Annotated in this window: 17 protein-coding genes; 15 read left to right on the top strand and 2 right to left on the bottom strand. The window is 34.7% G+C overall.

Features of this window, described 5'->3' with window-relative positions; genetic code table 11:
- The first annotated feature begins 118 nt into the window (after positions 1–118).
- The 15 genes from ACSQ7D_RS00625 to ACSQ7D_RS00555 all read left to right on the top strand — a co-directional run bounded on the left by ACSQ7D_RS00625 (position 119) and on the right by ACSQ7D_RS00555 (position 13825).
- Positions 119–2869 (top strand): hypothetical protein, encoded by a 2751-nt coding sequence (locus ACSQ7D_RS00625; protein ID WP_437135000.1) that lies wholly within the window; start codon positions 119–121, stop codon positions 2867–2869.
- 1 nt (position 2870) lies between these two features.
- Positions 2871–3368 (top strand): hypothetical protein, encoded by a 498-nt coding sequence (locus tag ACSQ7D_RS00620; protein ID WP_437134999.1) that lies wholly within the window; start codon positions 2871–2873, stop codon positions 3366–3368.
- Between the two features lie 369 nt (positions 3369–3737).
- Positions 3738–4208, top strand: coding sequence for a hypothetical protein (locus tag ACSQ7D_RS00615; protein ID WP_437134998.1), 471 nt, complete (start codon positions 3738–3740; stop codon positions 4206–4208).
- Between the two features lie 3 nt (positions 4209–4211).
- Positions 4212–4592 (top strand): hypothetical protein, encoded by a 381-nt coding sequence (locus ACSQ7D_RS00610; protein WP_437134997.1) that lies wholly within the window; start codon positions 4212–4214, stop codon positions 4590–4592.
- A gap of 63 nt (positions 4593–4655) precedes the next feature.
- Positions 4656–5042 (top strand): hypothetical protein, encoded by a 387-nt coding sequence (locus tag ACSQ7D_RS00605; RefSeq protein ID WP_437134996.1) that lies wholly within the window; start codon positions 4656–4658, stop codon positions 5040–5042.
- A 4-nt stretch (positions 5043–5046) separates the two neighbouring features.
- Positions 5047–5337, top strand: coding sequence for a hypothetical protein (locus ACSQ7D_RS00600; RefSeq protein WP_437134995.1), 291 nt, complete (start codon positions 5047–5049; stop codon positions 5335–5337).
- Positions 5338–5343: 6 nt separating this feature from the next.
- Entirely contained in the window at positions 5344–6102 is a 759-nt protein-coding gene (locus tag ACSQ7D_RS00595; RefSeq protein WP_437134994.1) for a hypothetical protein, read from the top strand.
- A 314-nt stretch (positions 6103–6416) separates the two neighbouring features.
- Positions 6417–8201, top strand: coding sequence for a hypothetical protein (locus ACSQ7D_RS00590; RefSeq protein ID WP_437134993.1), 1785 nt, complete (start codon positions 6417–6419; stop codon positions 8199–8201).
- Entirely contained in the window at positions 8191–8643 is a 453-nt protein-coding gene (locus ACSQ7D_RS00585; RefSeq protein WP_437134992.1) for a hypothetical protein, read from the top strand. Before ACSQ7D_RS00590 ends, ACSQ7D_RS00585 begins: the two co-directional genes overlap by 11 nt.
- A gap of 107 nt (positions 8644–8750) precedes the next feature.
- Complete coding sequence (locus ACSQ7D_RS00580; RefSeq protein WP_437134991.1) at positions 8751–9713, top strand: 2-hydroxyacid dehydrogenase; 963 nt, start codon at positions 8751–8753, stop codon at positions 9711–9713.
- 44 nt (positions 9714–9757) lie between these two features.
- On the top strand, positions 9758–10576 hold the full coding sequence (locus tag ACSQ7D_RS00575; protein ID WP_178977850.1) for a 5'-nucleotidase, lipoprotein e(P4) family: 819 nt from the start codon (positions 9758–9760) through the stop codon (positions 10574–10576).
- A gap of 106 nt (positions 10577–10682) precedes the next feature.
- Positions 10683–11417 carry a bifunctional demethylmenaquinone methyltransferase/2-methoxy-6-polyprenyl-1,4-benzoquinol methylase UbiE gene (gene ubiE, locus ACSQ7D_RS00570; protein WP_437134990.1) on the top strand — a complete coding sequence of 245 codons (735 nt, stop codon included), beginning with the start codon at positions 10683–10685 and terminating at the stop codon, positions 11415–11417.
- A gap of 17 nt (positions 11418–11434) precedes the next feature.
- Positions 11435–12157 carry a porin family protein gene (locus ACSQ7D_RS00565; RefSeq protein ID WP_009411358.1) on the top strand — a complete coding sequence of 241 codons (723 nt, stop codon included), beginning with the start codon at positions 11435–11437 and terminating at the stop codon, positions 12155–12157.
- 1 nt (position 12158) lies between these two features.
- On the top strand, positions 12159–12770 hold the full coding sequence (locus ACSQ7D_RS00560) for a DUF2911 domain-containing protein (protein WP_002671558.1): 612 nt from the start codon (positions 12159–12161) through the stop codon (positions 12768–12770).
- The gene (locus tag ACSQ7D_RS00555) at positions 12770–13825 is read left to right on the top strand and encodes a DUF3810 domain-containing protein (protein WP_437134989.1); all 1056 of its coding nucleotides are present in this window, start codon (positions 12770–12772) and stop codon (positions 13823–13825) included. The genes ACSQ7D_RS00560 and ACSQ7D_RS00555 overlap by 1 nt, the downstream gene beginning before the upstream one ends.
- Positions 13826–13866: 41 nt before the next feature.
- Here ACSQ7D_RS00555 and ACSQ7D_RS00550 read toward each other — a convergent pair whose 3' ends face one another.
- A complete protein-coding gene (locus ACSQ7D_RS00550; RefSeq protein WP_009418423.1) occupies positions 13867–14163 on the bottom strand; it encodes a thioredoxin family protein in 297 nt (98 codons plus the stop codon).
- A 108-nt stretch (positions 14164–14271) separates the two neighbouring features.
- Complete coding sequence (locus tag ACSQ7D_RS00545; RefSeq protein ID WP_437134988.1) at positions 14272–14439, bottom strand: hypothetical protein; 168 nt, start codon at positions 14437–14439, stop codon at positions 14272–14274.
- Positions 14440–14573 lie beyond the last annotated feature (134 nt).

The raw sequence follows: 14573 nt of genomic DNA, 5'->3' as shown, positions 1-14573 counted from the left end.
TTAATAGACGGCAAAGGTAGGGGATAATTAGCAAATTAGCAAATTTGGGGATTAGCAAATTATTTGTGGTTCTTCATTCGTAGTTCGTAATTATTTATTATTTTTGCAAAAAATTACTATGTTCTTACGTCGTTACATACTCCTCCTTCTCACCTTGCTGAGTTTCACTCTGCAAGCTCAGCAGTACCCTGTGGACGTGCAAGTGTTTGTTACTCCGCCCTATCCACAGAGTCTGAGAGGGTATGCTGACACCTTTGAACAGAAGATACAAGCACACTTTCTGCTTAAAGACCTCTCTACTGGAGGACGCCCCTTTGTGCTTCGCTTCTCGTTAGAGGACTTCCAAGGACAAGTCATTGCCCAAACACCCGATTATATTACTCCCTATTTGGTAAACCTCTCCCCAGGTGTACGACGCACACTTACCAATATAGATTTCAAAACCCTACTGCGCTACGAGAATCTCTACGGTATTAATGAGGCGACTTACAACGGACTGCTTCCTGAGGGTACTTATTTTATTGGCTTGTCGCTTTACGACGTAGCTACTGGACGCCCTGTGTCCAACAAAGGACGCGCGATGATACAAGTGCGTCGCTACTCACCCCCTGTGCTTACAATGCCCCAAAAAGGAGAAGTGCTTACCAAAAAGAACGCTTTTCAGCATATTATTTTCCAATGGATGCCTCGCGATGTAGCCCCCTTTATGCAGTATGAGTTCACCCTCAAAGAAGTATGGGACTTGGCATTGGTGCCAGAAGAGGCGTTTATGACGGGACGATTGGTGTACCAAACTAAAACCTTTTCACCAGCTTTGGCATACACTAATATGATGCCAATCCTATTGGAAAACAAGCGCTACGTATGGCAGGTACGAGCTTTTACAAATAATCCCAATAACCCTAACGAACAGTCGTACTTTAAAAACAACGGCAACTCCGAGACTTTTTACTTTGATTTAGTCTCTCATTGTGAAGCGCCGAAATTTCTTACTGCGATAACTGAAAGCACCTCGGCACAACTGCGCTGGAGTGCTCAGGCGATGATGCCTAATCAGGAATACCCGTACAAGGTGATGTACCGCGAGAAAGGCAAGACGTGGAAATCGCAAAAGGTGAGTATGCCCTATGCCAGAGTTACAGGACTCAAACGGGGACGCACCTACATTTACAAAGTGGGCGTAGCCTGTGGCTTAGAAACAGCTTATAGTAGCTCGGTTTTTGGTGAAGAAAGCTATATGTATAGCACCGAACAGGAGTTTACTACCACCGAGGAGATAGACGAAAAGAGTCAAGTGCAATGTGGGGTAAAACCTGAGATACGCATCAAGAATACTAACCCACTACAGGACAACCTGTATCCTAACACCACCTTTACAGCAGGTGATTTCCCGGTAACGGTGCTCAATGCTACGGGTAGCAATGGCATATACTCAGGTGAAGGCTATGTGAAAGTACCTTATCTGCAAGATACCAAGATAAAGGTAGTGTTCAATGGCATCAAGCTCAACACCGAACGGCAACTCATAGAGGGGAAGTTAGTAACGACTTATGATGAGACGGAGAGAAATGTGGTGGAAATCAAAAGTCTGAGTGGTGTAATTAATGATGTTAAGAATATCTTTAAAAAGAAAAAGCTTACAGAAGAAGATGTAAAATCTCTTCAAGAATTAAAGAAACAATGGGATTTCTATTTAAGCAATGCTGATGAAATAGGTATTTCAGAAGAAGACAAAACGGCTTTTAAAGAAATAGGAGCTAAGATGTTTTCTACCTCTACTGGAAAATTGTCTAAAGAACAAAAAGAAACTCTTATAACAAATACAGAAAAGGCTGAAAAACTGTATGATAAGTACAAAAATAAATTTGAGGAATATACAACTAAAAAAGAAGAGGAAGCTAATAATGAATCTTCTATATTTCTTGATGTTTCTTTAGAGAAAGTTGATGTGACTGAAACTAATTTTACTTCAGATTCTCCACCACCTCCTATTGGGAATGGTGAATATATAGGACAAATAAAGTTAGGCTCTGGAGAAGACAAGGATAATTATGTATGGAATGGAGAAATATGGTCAAAAGTAATTGATAATAAAGATGGCAGTTACTCGGCTTTTATATATGGAAAGAATAATAGTAGATACTTTTTAGTTGCTACTTGGAAAAAGTCTGATAATTTTTCAACGATTGAGACTAAAGTTTTAAGAGCAAAAAACGGAGCGAATTTAGCGGGGGTATATATGGATAATTGGGATATAATGACTTTCCCATTAGAAGCTCCAGTAGCTATTTATCAATTTAATTACAATAACTTAGCAACAACTGCAAGGTATAAAAATATTCGTAGGTCTAATAATATTAATAAAAATATGCTTGCTACTGAAAGCAAACTTATCTATGCTGAAAATTATATAAAGGGGAATAAGTTTGTTGAAGGGGTAAGGAAAATTGACTTAATGGGAGGAAAAGTAAGTCAATTAGGTGATGATTTTGTGAATGTTGATATTATTGCTGAAAAAGGAATAAGAGGTTCTGCTACAGATTTAAGTAAATTTATAAGACCTAACTCTATAGATGAAATCGTATGCTCTAATCCATACAATCCGACTATAAAAGATCCTTTTAAACTCTATTTAAATAATGCTTATAAAGTGCTAAAAAAGGATGGTGTTTTGACAATAAACGGACAAATGAAAAATCCTTTATTTAAAAAAATAACAAAGGAGCAATGTCAAAAATTAGGTTTTGATGTAATTAAATTTAGGGAGCCTCTCCCTGAAAAGTATAGAAATATGTCTTTTGGGACAACAGGAATGAAGGAGAGTATTGATAAAAATAGTTTACAAACAATTATTTTAAAAAAGAAGTAGTATGATATTTGAAAATATAGATAAAGAAATGTCTGATTTCTATACCTTTGAAACTAGCTGGATAGGAACTGAAGTTTGTGATTTTCAAAATCATAAACTAAGAATACCAGTATTGAATTTGTATGTAGAAAATAAAGATGTTTTGAAATATCTAAATATAGAAGATAAAGAGGGGGTTTATATAAAAGAATCTTACTTTCTTTTTGAAGAGGTAAGTAAGTTAGAAAAAAAAATACATCTTCAAAAAAATCAAAGATTTGTAGCCTCTCTCTCCCAAACATTGAAATTAGAGAATATTTTTCAACATAATCTTCCTTTTGAATTTGGAGGTATGGGAATTTATAATAGATTAAAGTATGACGGATTACTTTTTATATATGCTTTTAAATGTAGTTATGTGATTAATAAAAATTCTCCTATCTCATTAGAGCATATAAGTATGAATGACTACAATCCTTTTTTAGAAGAATGGTTAAATACTGATAACTTTATATTTTAATGCAAGAAATTAAAGGATATTATAATGAAATAGGTTTATTTGAAACCTATGTAGGAGAGATATTTGTTTCTGGAAACAGACTAATGTTATCTATATATAATGCTATTTTAGGCATAAGCCTGATGAATTACGTAATTTTCTATTTACAGTAACAGAATATAATTATATCATTCCTATTATATCATTCCTATAGAAAGTGGTTATATTTTAATTACAGGGAAGAATTTTGAAGGAGAAGAAAGAAGTCGTCTTGTAGCGGGTACATCACTTGTAATTGAAGCTAGGCTAACGTTTACAGTAGTAGGTAAGGGCTTTTATAAGGCAGGGAAAGGAGTTTTAAAAGCGGGGAAAAATACAGCTTCTGCCATAGTGAAAAGCAAAAAGGTTTTAAAAGGATCGGCAAAAGAATTAGAAGTAGCTACTGAAGTTGTTGTTAAGAACGCTGGAGAAATTGAAAATCTTATAAATAAAGCACTTATACAAGAGCTAAAAGAAAAAGGAGTAAAATTCACAGAAGAAAATTTAAAATTTATTACAAAAAACGTAGATGGTATAATCATATTTTTAGAGGAAGGTAGTACAAAATCAGGATTAGAACATATTATAAAAGGGAAATGGAATGGAAAAATAGACTTTCAAGATTTATTTAATGGGAAAATAGAGGAGATGGTAGAAAATATGTATAAAGCCATAAAGAATGAAAAATATATCAAGAAAATCATAGATAGTAGTGGCAGAATTTCTTATATATATAAAATTCAAACTACAAAAGGATTAAGAGAATTTAAGATAGCTGTAGGATCAAATGGATATATAGTTACATTTTTTCCTAATTGGTAAATTATGACTATGATAGAAATATTTATAAAATCTGTTTCAGTCTTCGCAGAATATGAAGATAAAGTATATTCATATAAAGTTGTAGGAATTTTAAATAATGGATTAGAAATAACTTTTATAGATGAGATTCCTATAGATTTGACAAAATATATCTATAAGAAAATAAACATAACTTTATATTCTTATTTTATAAGTAAAAAAGGACCTTATGGACAATGTTTTATTGGAACCATAAAACGAAAGGGAGATATTTGTTGTTTTGAAAATAGCTTTATAAGAATAAATTTACCAACTGATGTTATAGAGGAGAAAAATATTCAGTTGAATAAAATAAACCAATATTTTTTTGATGAACTACTTCTAAAAGAAATAAAACCAAGGTAAAAGTAGAAGTGCAAAAAGCAGGATTAAAGAAAAGTGATTTTATAATTATAAAATATTAAGAGAATGGAAATAAAACTCAACAAAGATTTGCAGAAAAAGATGGATAATTTCTTGGAAACAAAAGATGCTAAAATGCAGGATTTTCATGAAATATTAAATCTAAAAGAATTTACTTTTTCTGAAGAAGAAATAAATCAAGTAGAAGAAGTCTATAAGAAAAACCAAGATCTATATGATTATGCATATGTATACATAGGAGAAGCTGTAATAAAAATCTTAGGAGGATTTTGGTCTATAGGGAAGTTTAAAAAAGACGAGGCTTATGGTTATCCTATTATTCTTGCTTGGGGAGGAAATGATTATAACCCTCGAATTTGTCCTGATATTTGGTTAAAAAGGATAGGCACTGATAGATTAAGAACTTCTCTAGGAAAAATGATATACTCTTAAGTTAATGGAAATAAAACTAAACAAAGAATTGCAGAAAAAACTAGATGATTTCTTGGAAAGAAAGGATACAAAATCACATAAGTTTCTTGAAATATTAAATGTAAAAGAATTAGATAATGTTGTAAGAGCGAAAAGCTACGTATTGCAAGGAGGTAAAAGAGTTTTACAAGTGAAGAGAGCTAGATTAGATATTGTTGTGCAAGAAGGTGTTGATATTTCAAAATTAGAAAGTTATTTAAATAGCAAGATTACTCAAGATCGATTAAATGTCATAGTAAATATAATTATTAAATAATTTCAAATGAATTACAAAGGTTTTTATTATGATGGTTTTTACCAAGAATTTAGTTTTAATAATGAAAGTGTTAATATTATACTTTTAGAATTGTTAAAACATAATATTACTTATCCTATAAATTGGGAGTTCGAAGAGCTTAAGATTTACGAAAATAATCATTTATCAAATGAATGGTATGATTATACCACAAGAATAGATTTTAATAATGAATCTTTTATTCTAAGAGATGATAATTACCAATCTTTTTCTATGAGTAGATATTTACGAAAATTTGACCTACTTAATTTTGAATTTTCAAAATTAGAAGCTTTCCCAAATTCAAGTATAATCATTAATAGTTCTCTAAAATCATCTTTTTTAAATCTTTCTAAATATAATTTTATGCAATCTACAGATAATCCACAGACTTATAATTTATATAAAATTAAATATGATAAATCAAAACTTTATTTTAATGAAAGTATTCAAATGGAATTATTAGATATTTCGGGAAATATAGGGAGGAAGAGAGACTTAGGAGTCTTTGATTTTTATCCTGCTTATAAGATTTGGTTTGGTGAAGAAGCACAAGAGCTTTTTGGTAAAGAAAAGATATTGCAATTTAAAGAAGCTATTTATATAAAAGAGCTTCCCTGTGGAGTTATAGAAATGCAATTAATGGATGATATAAACAAATGTCATCTTCCTTATAATCAAGAAAAACAAAAAGCAATAGTTGAATATTTAGAAATAGATAAATTGGAAATTCCTAAATATGAGTAATAAACTCATTATATTTATATTACGTTCTTTGACATATTAGATATAAAAAATAAATCAGCTTTGAACTGCGCATACATCCCGCCGACACTACCCAATACGATTTCTTCTTCCATACAGAAAATGGTGTAAAAGTAGATGCTGAAAGCAAAGGTGAAGGACTATACAAAATCACTCGTAAGGGAGCTTTCGACTTTGCGCAGGAAGAAGTATGGGTTGTTGCCAAAGAAAAGAAAGACAAAAAAGGCAAAAAAGAAGAACTCATTGGCAAATGTATTTTAGTACACCTCTCACCTAAAGAAGTAAATGTAGCTTTAGTGCCTACCCGAAGCGGACAAAACCTTCAAGAGGCAATCGCTCAAGTACAGCAGATTTATGAAAAAGTAGGGGTAACACTACATATCACCACTGAACCCCCTTTTGATATTAGCGACCAACTCAAAAACGGTACTTTGCCCACAGAAAACGAGTTTGGCGACCTTTCTACCTATAGCCCTGAACAAAATGCAGTCATCGCTAAATTTGCAACCAACAGAAAGCCAAAAGACAACACTTATTACATCTTTTTGGTAAACGACGGCACAGGCGATCACGGCTATATGCGATTAGGTGGGCAATACGGCTTTGTTTTCCTCTCCCCAACCCTCTCCCAAGGAGAGGGAGTAGCCCGCACCATAGCCCACGAACTCGGGCACGGCATCTTCAAACTCGAACACCCTTTCAAAGGTAAAAATGCCGACAAAGGTAAAACCTCTGCCCTAATGGATTACAATGAGGGGCAAGACTTCTTCTACCGCGACTGGAAGCAAATCAACGACCCTAAAGTGAAGTTATACGCTTTCCAAGGACAAGGGGAAGGAGAGTATAATGCAAATGCACATTTAGGATTGACTCCTGATGGTGTTATTTTTGATACATTCTTTTTAAATGGCAAAAAAATAAACACTACTATTGAAGTTGCACCAGATAAATATACTATACAAAAGATTAGTTATCAGGGGTATCAATATTATTGGGATAGACAATCTAAAGCTTTTGTGGGCATAGGAGGCATAGAAGGAGCAATAAAAGTAAAGAGAGAAGCTAAAAATATCAATAATAAAGTAAATATTTATCGCAGTCGTAAAGATGGGTGTACTTATGATTATTTGACGATTCCTTGGGAAACGAAAGATGAGCAATCAACAAATATTGTTCAAACCATAGAGAAATACATAGCTCAATACAATGAAAGCTATTGGAGAATCGCACCGTATACAGTTCGAGATGCTTTTTGTGGAAAGGAATTTTTCACTCATTTACGAGAGAGAGATTTGCAAGAATGTAGTACTACTGAAATAAATGAAGGAAGAAAAATATTGCAAGGACTTTTAGTGGAAGCTAATCCTGAAAGGGTAACCTCAATAGTAAACAGTTATTGTATGGCTGCTATATCAGGGTTAACCTATGATGAAATAGAAAAATTATTTGATATTATAGCCAGTCAGGAAAGAATTACAGAACATTCGGAAGTAGCGTTACTCCGTTTGATGTCTGGAATTAAGACGACAGATTACAAGCGTTTTTATGCCCATTTAGAAGCCAAAGGCAATAAACTATTGAAACATCTTATAGAGGAAATAGATGATGCATCTGTTAATTTCTTGACCGATAAGAAGAATTATACTAACTTTATAGGAGCTTTGGTGTGGATGTTTAACCATAATCCAGCTTCTATTGAAGATAGGTGGGGTAAAAATGAAGAAGATTTTGCCAAAAGAACACTTAACTTAAATCCTATTAGTTATAGTGAATATTCCTCTTTTATGTATTCCTCCTCTACATCAAAGAAAAATGAAGGAGAGTACGTTAGTGCTACAGGGAATATAAAACTTTACGATGTTTATACGATTAAATCTCCTAAAACAGTTCTTGTAAAAGGAGATGTTCCAATAGATGTAGTCGAACAAAGAGAACCTATTACTGAAGTTTCTCCATTAACGCCACTTATTATCGTTCCTGATAAGGATAAATTACCTTTGATGAAAACAGCATTAGAAGGGAATGATTTAGGGAATGAAGTATATATAGTGCCTGCTATTTTCTTAAAGTATGGCAATTGATAAAATAAGGAATGACTATATAGAAAAAGGTGTTATTACGACCTTAGATGTAGCAACAATAGCGCTTAGTGGAGGAACCGCTTTGGCAACCAAAGTGCATTGGGTACGTCGTGCTTGGGCATTGGTGGAAGTAGTAGGAACTGTGGGAAATATTGCTGTAAACACACAAGATATAGACCCTAATAGTCTTCTAGGGCAGGTTGTAAACAGTTACAACTTGGCAATGGGAGTTATAGGGATAAAGAATCTTGGACAAGTAGGCTATAAGTTTGTAAAGAACCTACCACAAGCTACAAAAGAGCTTTTGCAGAAGAATGGAAGCTTAAGAGCTAAACTTATTAGTTATTATCAAAAATGGCAAACAGAAGTAGCTCAATTAGACAATCCTTCTCAGGCTGAAAAGCAATTAGTGGAGAAGCAAGCGGAGGTTTCTTTGGGATAATATAATTGACGGTATTCCTTCTAATTTCTTTAGGAATACAAATGATTGAACAAGGCGCTCAGTTAGACCAATAAGAAAAAATAAATAAATAAATTAATTAATTAATAATGAAGATATTACATATAGACAGAAACCACCCCTTGATGCTTTCACAACTCGCAGCACAGGGTTTTGAAAATTACGAAGACTATACAAGCTCTAAAGAGTCTATTGAAGCTAAAATAGCTGATTACGACGGAATTATTATCCGCAGTCGTTTTACTATAGACAGGACATTTTTAGACAAGGCTACTCGATTGAAATTCATAGGCAGAGTAGGTGCAGGGCTTGAAAATATAGACGTAGCTTATGCCGAAAGTAAAGGTATAACGCTCATCGCAGCCCCTGAAGGCAATAGAAATGCAGTAGGCGAACACGCACTCGGTATGCTTCTGGCATTGCTGAACAAGTTTAAAAAAGCCAATAACGAAATTAAAAACGGCAAATGGTTGCGCGAGGAGAACAGAGGTTGGGAGCTCGACGGCAAGACAGTAGGTATCATAGGCTACGGCAATATGGGAAAGAGTTTTGCTAAGAAGTTGCGCGGTTTTGACTGTAGTGTGATTTGCTACGATATACTCCCCAACAAAGGTGACGAGAATGCCAAACAAGTAACCTTAGTAGACTTTTTTCGTCAGGCAGATGTAGTGAGCTTGCACACACCTCAAACTCCACAAACTATAGGTATGGTGAATGAAGTGTTTATCAATAGTTTTGCTAAGAGTTTTTGGTTTTTAAATACTGCACGTGGGAAGAGCGTAGTTACCGATGATTTGGTACGCGCCTTGCAAAGCGGGAAAGTATTAGGGGCAGGCTTAGACGTGTTAGAATATGAAAAGGCATCGTTTGAAGACTTCTTTAGCGACGAACAAATGCCCCAATCGTTTAAATACCTATTGGAAGCGGATAATGTGATTCTCACTCCTCATATTGCAGGCTGGACTTTAGAAAGTAAAGAAAAGCTTGCGCAGATAATAGTAGACAAGATAATCGACCAGTTTGCTTGGAAAATTGATTTATTAGCAGATTAGGACGACTTGTATAGACAATAAGATTATTAATAAATTAAATAGAAATGAAAAAGAATTATTTACTCATTGGAGTAGCAGCTTTATTGCTCGGCAGTTGCTGTCCTACTAAAAACATTACCACAACGCAAACTACTACGCAAGAAAGTGCCCTCATTGCTAACGGCAAATTGTGGTCGTCTTACTTTCAGCAAAACGCTGCTGAATACGAAGCTTTGTGTTTGCAAGCCTTCAACGTGGCACAATTGCGATTGGACGAAGCCCTTGCTAAAAAAGGCGATAAACCACTGGCAATTGTTACCGATATAGATGAAACCTTTTTGGACAATTCGCCCTTTGAAGCCTATTGTGCGAAACAGGGTATTAGTTATTCACAAAAAGCGTGGGAAGAATGGACAGTTTTAGGCGATGCCAAACCGCTAACAGGCGCGTTAGAGTTCTTTAAATATGCCGATAGCAAGGGTGTAGCTATTTTTTATGTGACTAATCGTCGTGACAACGAACGTGAAGGTACGACTAAGAACTTGCGCAAGTACAATTTTCCTTTGCCTTCGGACAATCGACTTATCTTACGTTCTGCTGAGAAGAGCAAAGAAAACCGTCGGTTACAAATTGCTAAAGATTACGACATCGTACTCTTGATGGGCGACAACCTTTCCGACTTTTCTAAAGATTTCGATGGTGGTACTCCAAAAGAACGTTCAGAGGCAGTACATAAGAACAAAACAGAGTTTGGTAAGCGTTTTATTGTGCTCCCTAACTATTCTTATGGCGATTGGGAAGGAGCTGCTTATGGTCATAAATACTCTATTCCAGAAGCCGAGAAGGAAGCGATTATTAAGAATAATACAAAGGCATTTAAATAGGTAAGAGGTAAAGCTAGGGTTGTGGAATTGGCGTGTATGTGAATAAGAGACAAAAATATTGTCAATTGAAAATTAATTTCTATCTTTGCAAAAAATTAAGCACTATATGCCTAAGAACACTGTTACGCCCTATCAAGATTCAGCACAGGGTAAAAAAGAACAAGTTACCCAAATGTTTAACACTATCTCAGATACTTATGATGGTTTGAACCGTTTGATTTCGTGGGGCTCAGATGTAAAATGGCGTAAATTTGTAGTACAAAAAGTGGCAGAGATACACCCTACTACGGTGCTTGATGTAGCTACAGGCACAGCCGATTTAGCAATTGCTCTTACTACTATTCCAAATGTGAGGATTACAGGATTAGATATCTCAGAAGGAATGTTGGAAGTAGGACGCGAAAAGATAGCTAAAAAAAAACTTACCGACTGCATTAATTTAGTACACGGAGAGAGTGAGCAACTACCTTTTGCTGATGCTACTTTCGACGCTGTAACGGTAGGCTTTGGAGTACGTAACTTTGAAGATTTAGAAAAGGGACTAAGTGAAATTCTCAGAGTGCTGAAACCAAAGGGGCGCTTGGTGGTATTAGAGACTTCTGTACCTAAAAAGTTCCCTTTCAAACAAGGGTATCATCTATATACAAATTATATGATGCCTCTCATTGGCAAACTCTTTTCCAAAGACAGGTCGGCTTATAGGTACTTATCTGATTCGGCTATCCATTTTCCTTACGGGAAGAAGTTTCAAGAGATATTAGATAAGGTAGGTTATCAGAAAACTGAATATTATCCTAAAACCTTAGGTGGAGTAGTTACCATTTACATAGCTAATAAATAGAACTTTAACAATAAAAAATGAATAAGAAAACATTTAAAAAGAGTCTTATAGGGTTGTTCTTATTTTTAGGAGCATTGAATTTGTATGGGCAAATCAAAGAGCCTATTATGAACTTAGAACATTTTGATGACAAACGCTTTCAATGGGGATACTATTTTGGTACCAATGTGTTTGACTTCAAAATAGATTACCGTGACTTAAATTATCGCACAGCTAATCTGCGAGAAATACAAACTGACCGTAAATTAGGTTTTAACGTAGGTCTTACAGGCTCTGTGCGCTTAGTGAAACATCTCGATTTGAGAATTGAGCCAGGTTTGGTGTACAATAAGCGTATTCTTATCTTCCCTGGATTCTCTGATTCGAGAGATTCGATGCGCGATGTTCCTTCTACTTATATTTATATTCCGTTATTGCTAAAATATAGTGCTAAGCGCTGGTATAACGTAAAACCTTACGTAACGGCAGGAGCTTCGATGGTGTTTAACTTGAGTAGTAATGCGAATCTAAATGTCGATAACTCCGAAAAGACTTTCCGTGCTACAAGAAATGTTTTCTTCTATGAATTAGGTTTAGGTATTGACTTCTACACTCCTTACTTTAGAGTCTCTCCTTCTCTGAGAGCCTTATTTTCAGTTAATAATGAGTTGATACCCGATAATAATCCCAATAGCCCTTGGACAAGTAACCTTAATGGTTTAAAGAGTCGTGGGTTCTTATTAAATCTAAACTTCGAATAATATGAAGAAACTAATCCTTATAGTAGTTTTTTTGATAAGTCTTGCGTCTTATGCGCAGAACTTTAGCTACCCTATGGCAAGTCCACGTCAGGTAATCACACAACAGTTTTCTGTGAGTCAAATTACAGTAGATTACGGTCGCCCAAGTGTGCGCGGGCGTAAAATATTTGGCGAATTAGTTCCCTATGGGAAGATTTGGCGTTTAGGAGCTAATCAAGCTACGAGTATTAGTTTTCTTCAGCCTGTAAAATTTGGAGGTAAATCGGTAAAGAAGGGCGATTATGCTATTTTTGTAACTCCTGAAGCTCACCAGTGGACGGTAGTTCTCAATTACGATGCCGATGCGTGGGGAGCTTATAGCTATGACCCTAATGAGAATGCTATTGAATTTACAGTGCCTGTTACTCAAACCAAAGATTTACAAGAAGCTTTAGAGTTCTCATTCGAGAATATTTCTAATGAAAAAGTAAATTTAGTAATTCGTTGGGAGTACACTAAAGTGGAAATTCCTATTGAAATAGACAAAAAAGAAACTATTGATAAGATTATAGAGCAACTCAAAGAAGTAAAACAATTTGAGAGAGACTTGGAAGGTAAAGACGATAAGAAATAATGGAAAGGAAACAAGTATGGAAATATAGTGTTTTTGCTATTTACATAGTTATTTGGCTTGTTTTTCGTACTTTTCCTACCGTTACAGAACATATTTATAGTAAAGGTATCTACCCGTATATAGCTAAAGTGTTGCACTTTTTATTCGGGTGGATACCTTTTTCTATGGGCGATATTCTATACACGTTGCTCATTATAGGTATATTTTTAGCCGTAGTAAAACACTTCAAAGAGTTATGGCAAGCCCCCTTAAAAATCTTAGATAAGATATTTTCAAAAATAATACGTATTACTTTTGCCTTTTTCTTCCTCTGGGGGTTCAACTATTTCAGGGTACCTTTATCGGAATCTTTGCACATTTCTAAAGAATATACCCAAGCCCAACTGCTGAAAGCTACACAAACGTGTATTGACAGAGCCAACACAATCCATTCCCGATTAGCAACCAATGATACTACTAAAGTAGACTTTTGGCTTTCACAAAAAGAAATATATCGCATTGCTTATAACGGCTATCCTTTCGAGAAACAAGGTGTTACAGACTTTAAAGCAATGAAAAGCGTCAAACCTTCTCTTTACAGTAAATTGCTTACCTATATGGGATATAGTGGGTATTTGAATCCGTTTACTAATGAAGCCCAAGTAAACAGAAAGATGATAGGTTATAGTGTGCCTATTACTGTTTGCCACGAGATAGCACATCAAATGGGGTATGCTGCCGAAGAAGAAGCAAATTATTTAGGGTATTTGGCAGCTCTAAAAACTGATAATCCTTATTTTAAATACAGTGCAGAACTCTTTGCCTTGCGCTATTTTCTCAATGAAGTAGCTCAGGTAGCCCCTACTGAATATGAAAGCCTTCACTCTCAAATTCACAAAGGTATCTTTGAAAACTATAAAGAAGTGCGTTTGTTTTGGCAACAATATGAGAACAAAGCTGAGCCTGTTTTTAAAGCAAGCTACGATGCATTCTTGAAAGCAAACAAACAATCACAAGGTATCAATAGTTACGATTTAGTGGTAGGATTACTAATTCCTCATTATGTTAGAAATTAGGAATTAGAACTAACCATTAATTATTGACCTTTAATCATTAATTACAGAAATTTGTTAAGTTCCATTAGTAAAACTTCACTGTCTTGAAAGCCTTCTCCGCGCCAAATAAGATTCATATTATTAAAGATGATAACAGTAGGCAAGGCACTTATCTTCAATGCCTTACTTAATTCTTTATTCTTGTTAATGTCTACTTTCACAACCTTTACTCTATCCTTCAAAATAGTAACTACTTCGCGTAATACAGCATTCATATGTAGTGAAACTTCAATACCTTCAGAATAAAAACAAATGAGCACAGGTGTATTTACATTGATGATATCACCAAATTTCTCCATAATTTTATGTTTAAAATAATGGCACAAAAATACAAAGTTTTTTTTAATTACAAATAGAAATAAGCAAAATATATTATTTTTTATTTTTAAAAAGCTATTAACGCTATCTTATTTTCCTCTTTCCTTTAGCATTTCTTTGTTCATTGTTCGTCTTTTGTTCGTTGTAGAGCCACTGTAGAGCCACTGTAGAGCCACTGTAGAGCCACTGTAGCCCCACTCATTGTTCGTTCTTCCTATAAGATTCGTATAAGCTAAGTATAAGATTGCTTCAAACAAAAACTGTCTTTCTTTGTTGTTTATAAATTTGTTTTTCTATCGTCGGTAAAGTTTCTATTTTTTGGAATTTGTGGGAGATTAAAAAAACAGCGAGACTACCTATTTGTAATTGCTTGTCGTACTAAGAATTTCTG

This window comes from Capnocytophaga sp. G1920, assembly GCF_051417515.1.
The sequence above is the reverse complement of the archived record's forward strand: the minus strand, read 5'-3'. Positions and strand labels throughout refer to the sequence as shown.

Bases quoted from the DNA above. Each gene is read 5' to 3' on its own strand.
- ACSQ7D_RS00560 (WP_002671558.1), top strand. From the start codon at position 12,159: ATGAAGAAACTAATCCTTATAGTAGTTTTTTTGATAAGTCTTGCGTCT.
- ACSQ7D_RS00575 (WP_178977850.1), top strand. From the start codon at position 9,758: ATGAAAAAGAATTATTTACTCATTGGAGTAGCAGCTTTATTGCTCGGC.
- ACSQ7D_RS00625 (WP_437135000.1), top strand. From the start codon at position 119: ATGTTCTTACGTCGTTACATACTCCTCCTTCTCACCTTGCTGAGTTTC.
- ACSQ7D_RS00565 (WP_009411358.1), top strand. From the start codon at position 11,435: ATGAATAAGAAAACATTTAAAAAGAGTCTTATAGGGTTGTTCTTATTT.
- ACSQ7D_RS00600 (WP_437134995.1), top strand. From the start codon at position 5,047: ATGGAAATAAAACTAAACAAAGAATTGCAGAAAAAACTAGATGATTTC.
- ACSQ7D_RS00555 (WP_437134989.1), top strand. From the start codon at position 12,770: ATGGAAAGGAAACAAGTATGGAAATATAGTGTTTTTGCTATTTACATA.
- ACSQ7D_RS00610 (WP_437134997.1), top strand. From the start codon at position 4,212: ATGACTATGATAGAAATATTTATAAAATCTGTTTCAGTCTTCGCAGAA.
- ACSQ7D_RS00620 (WP_437134999.1), top strand. From the start codon at position 2,871: ATGATATTTGAAAATATAGATAAAGAAATGTCTGATTTCTATACCTTT.
- ACSQ7D_RS00580 (WP_437134991.1), top strand. From the start codon at position 8,751: ATGAAGATATTACATATAGACAGAAACCACCCCTTGATGCTTTCACAA.
- ACSQ7D_RS00595 (WP_437134994.1), top strand. From the start codon at position 5,344: ATGAATTACAAAGGTTTTTATTATGATGGTTTTTACCAAGAATTTAGT.
- ACSQ7D_RS00605 (WP_437134996.1), top strand. From the start codon at position 4,656: ATGGAAATAAAACTCAACAAAGATTTGCAGAAAAAGATGGATAATTTC.
- ACSQ7D_RS00550 (WP_009418423.1), bottom strand. From the start codon at position 14,163: ATGGAGAAATTTGGTGATATCATCAATGTAAATACACCTGTGCTCATT.
- ACSQ7D_RS00585 (WP_437134992.1), top strand. From the start codon at position 8,191: ATGGCAATTGATAAAATAAGGAATGACTATATAGAAAAAGGTGTTATT.
- ubiE (WP_437134990.1), top strand. From the start codon at position 10,683: ATGCCTAAGAACACTGTTACGCCCTATCAAGATTCAGCACAGGGTAAA.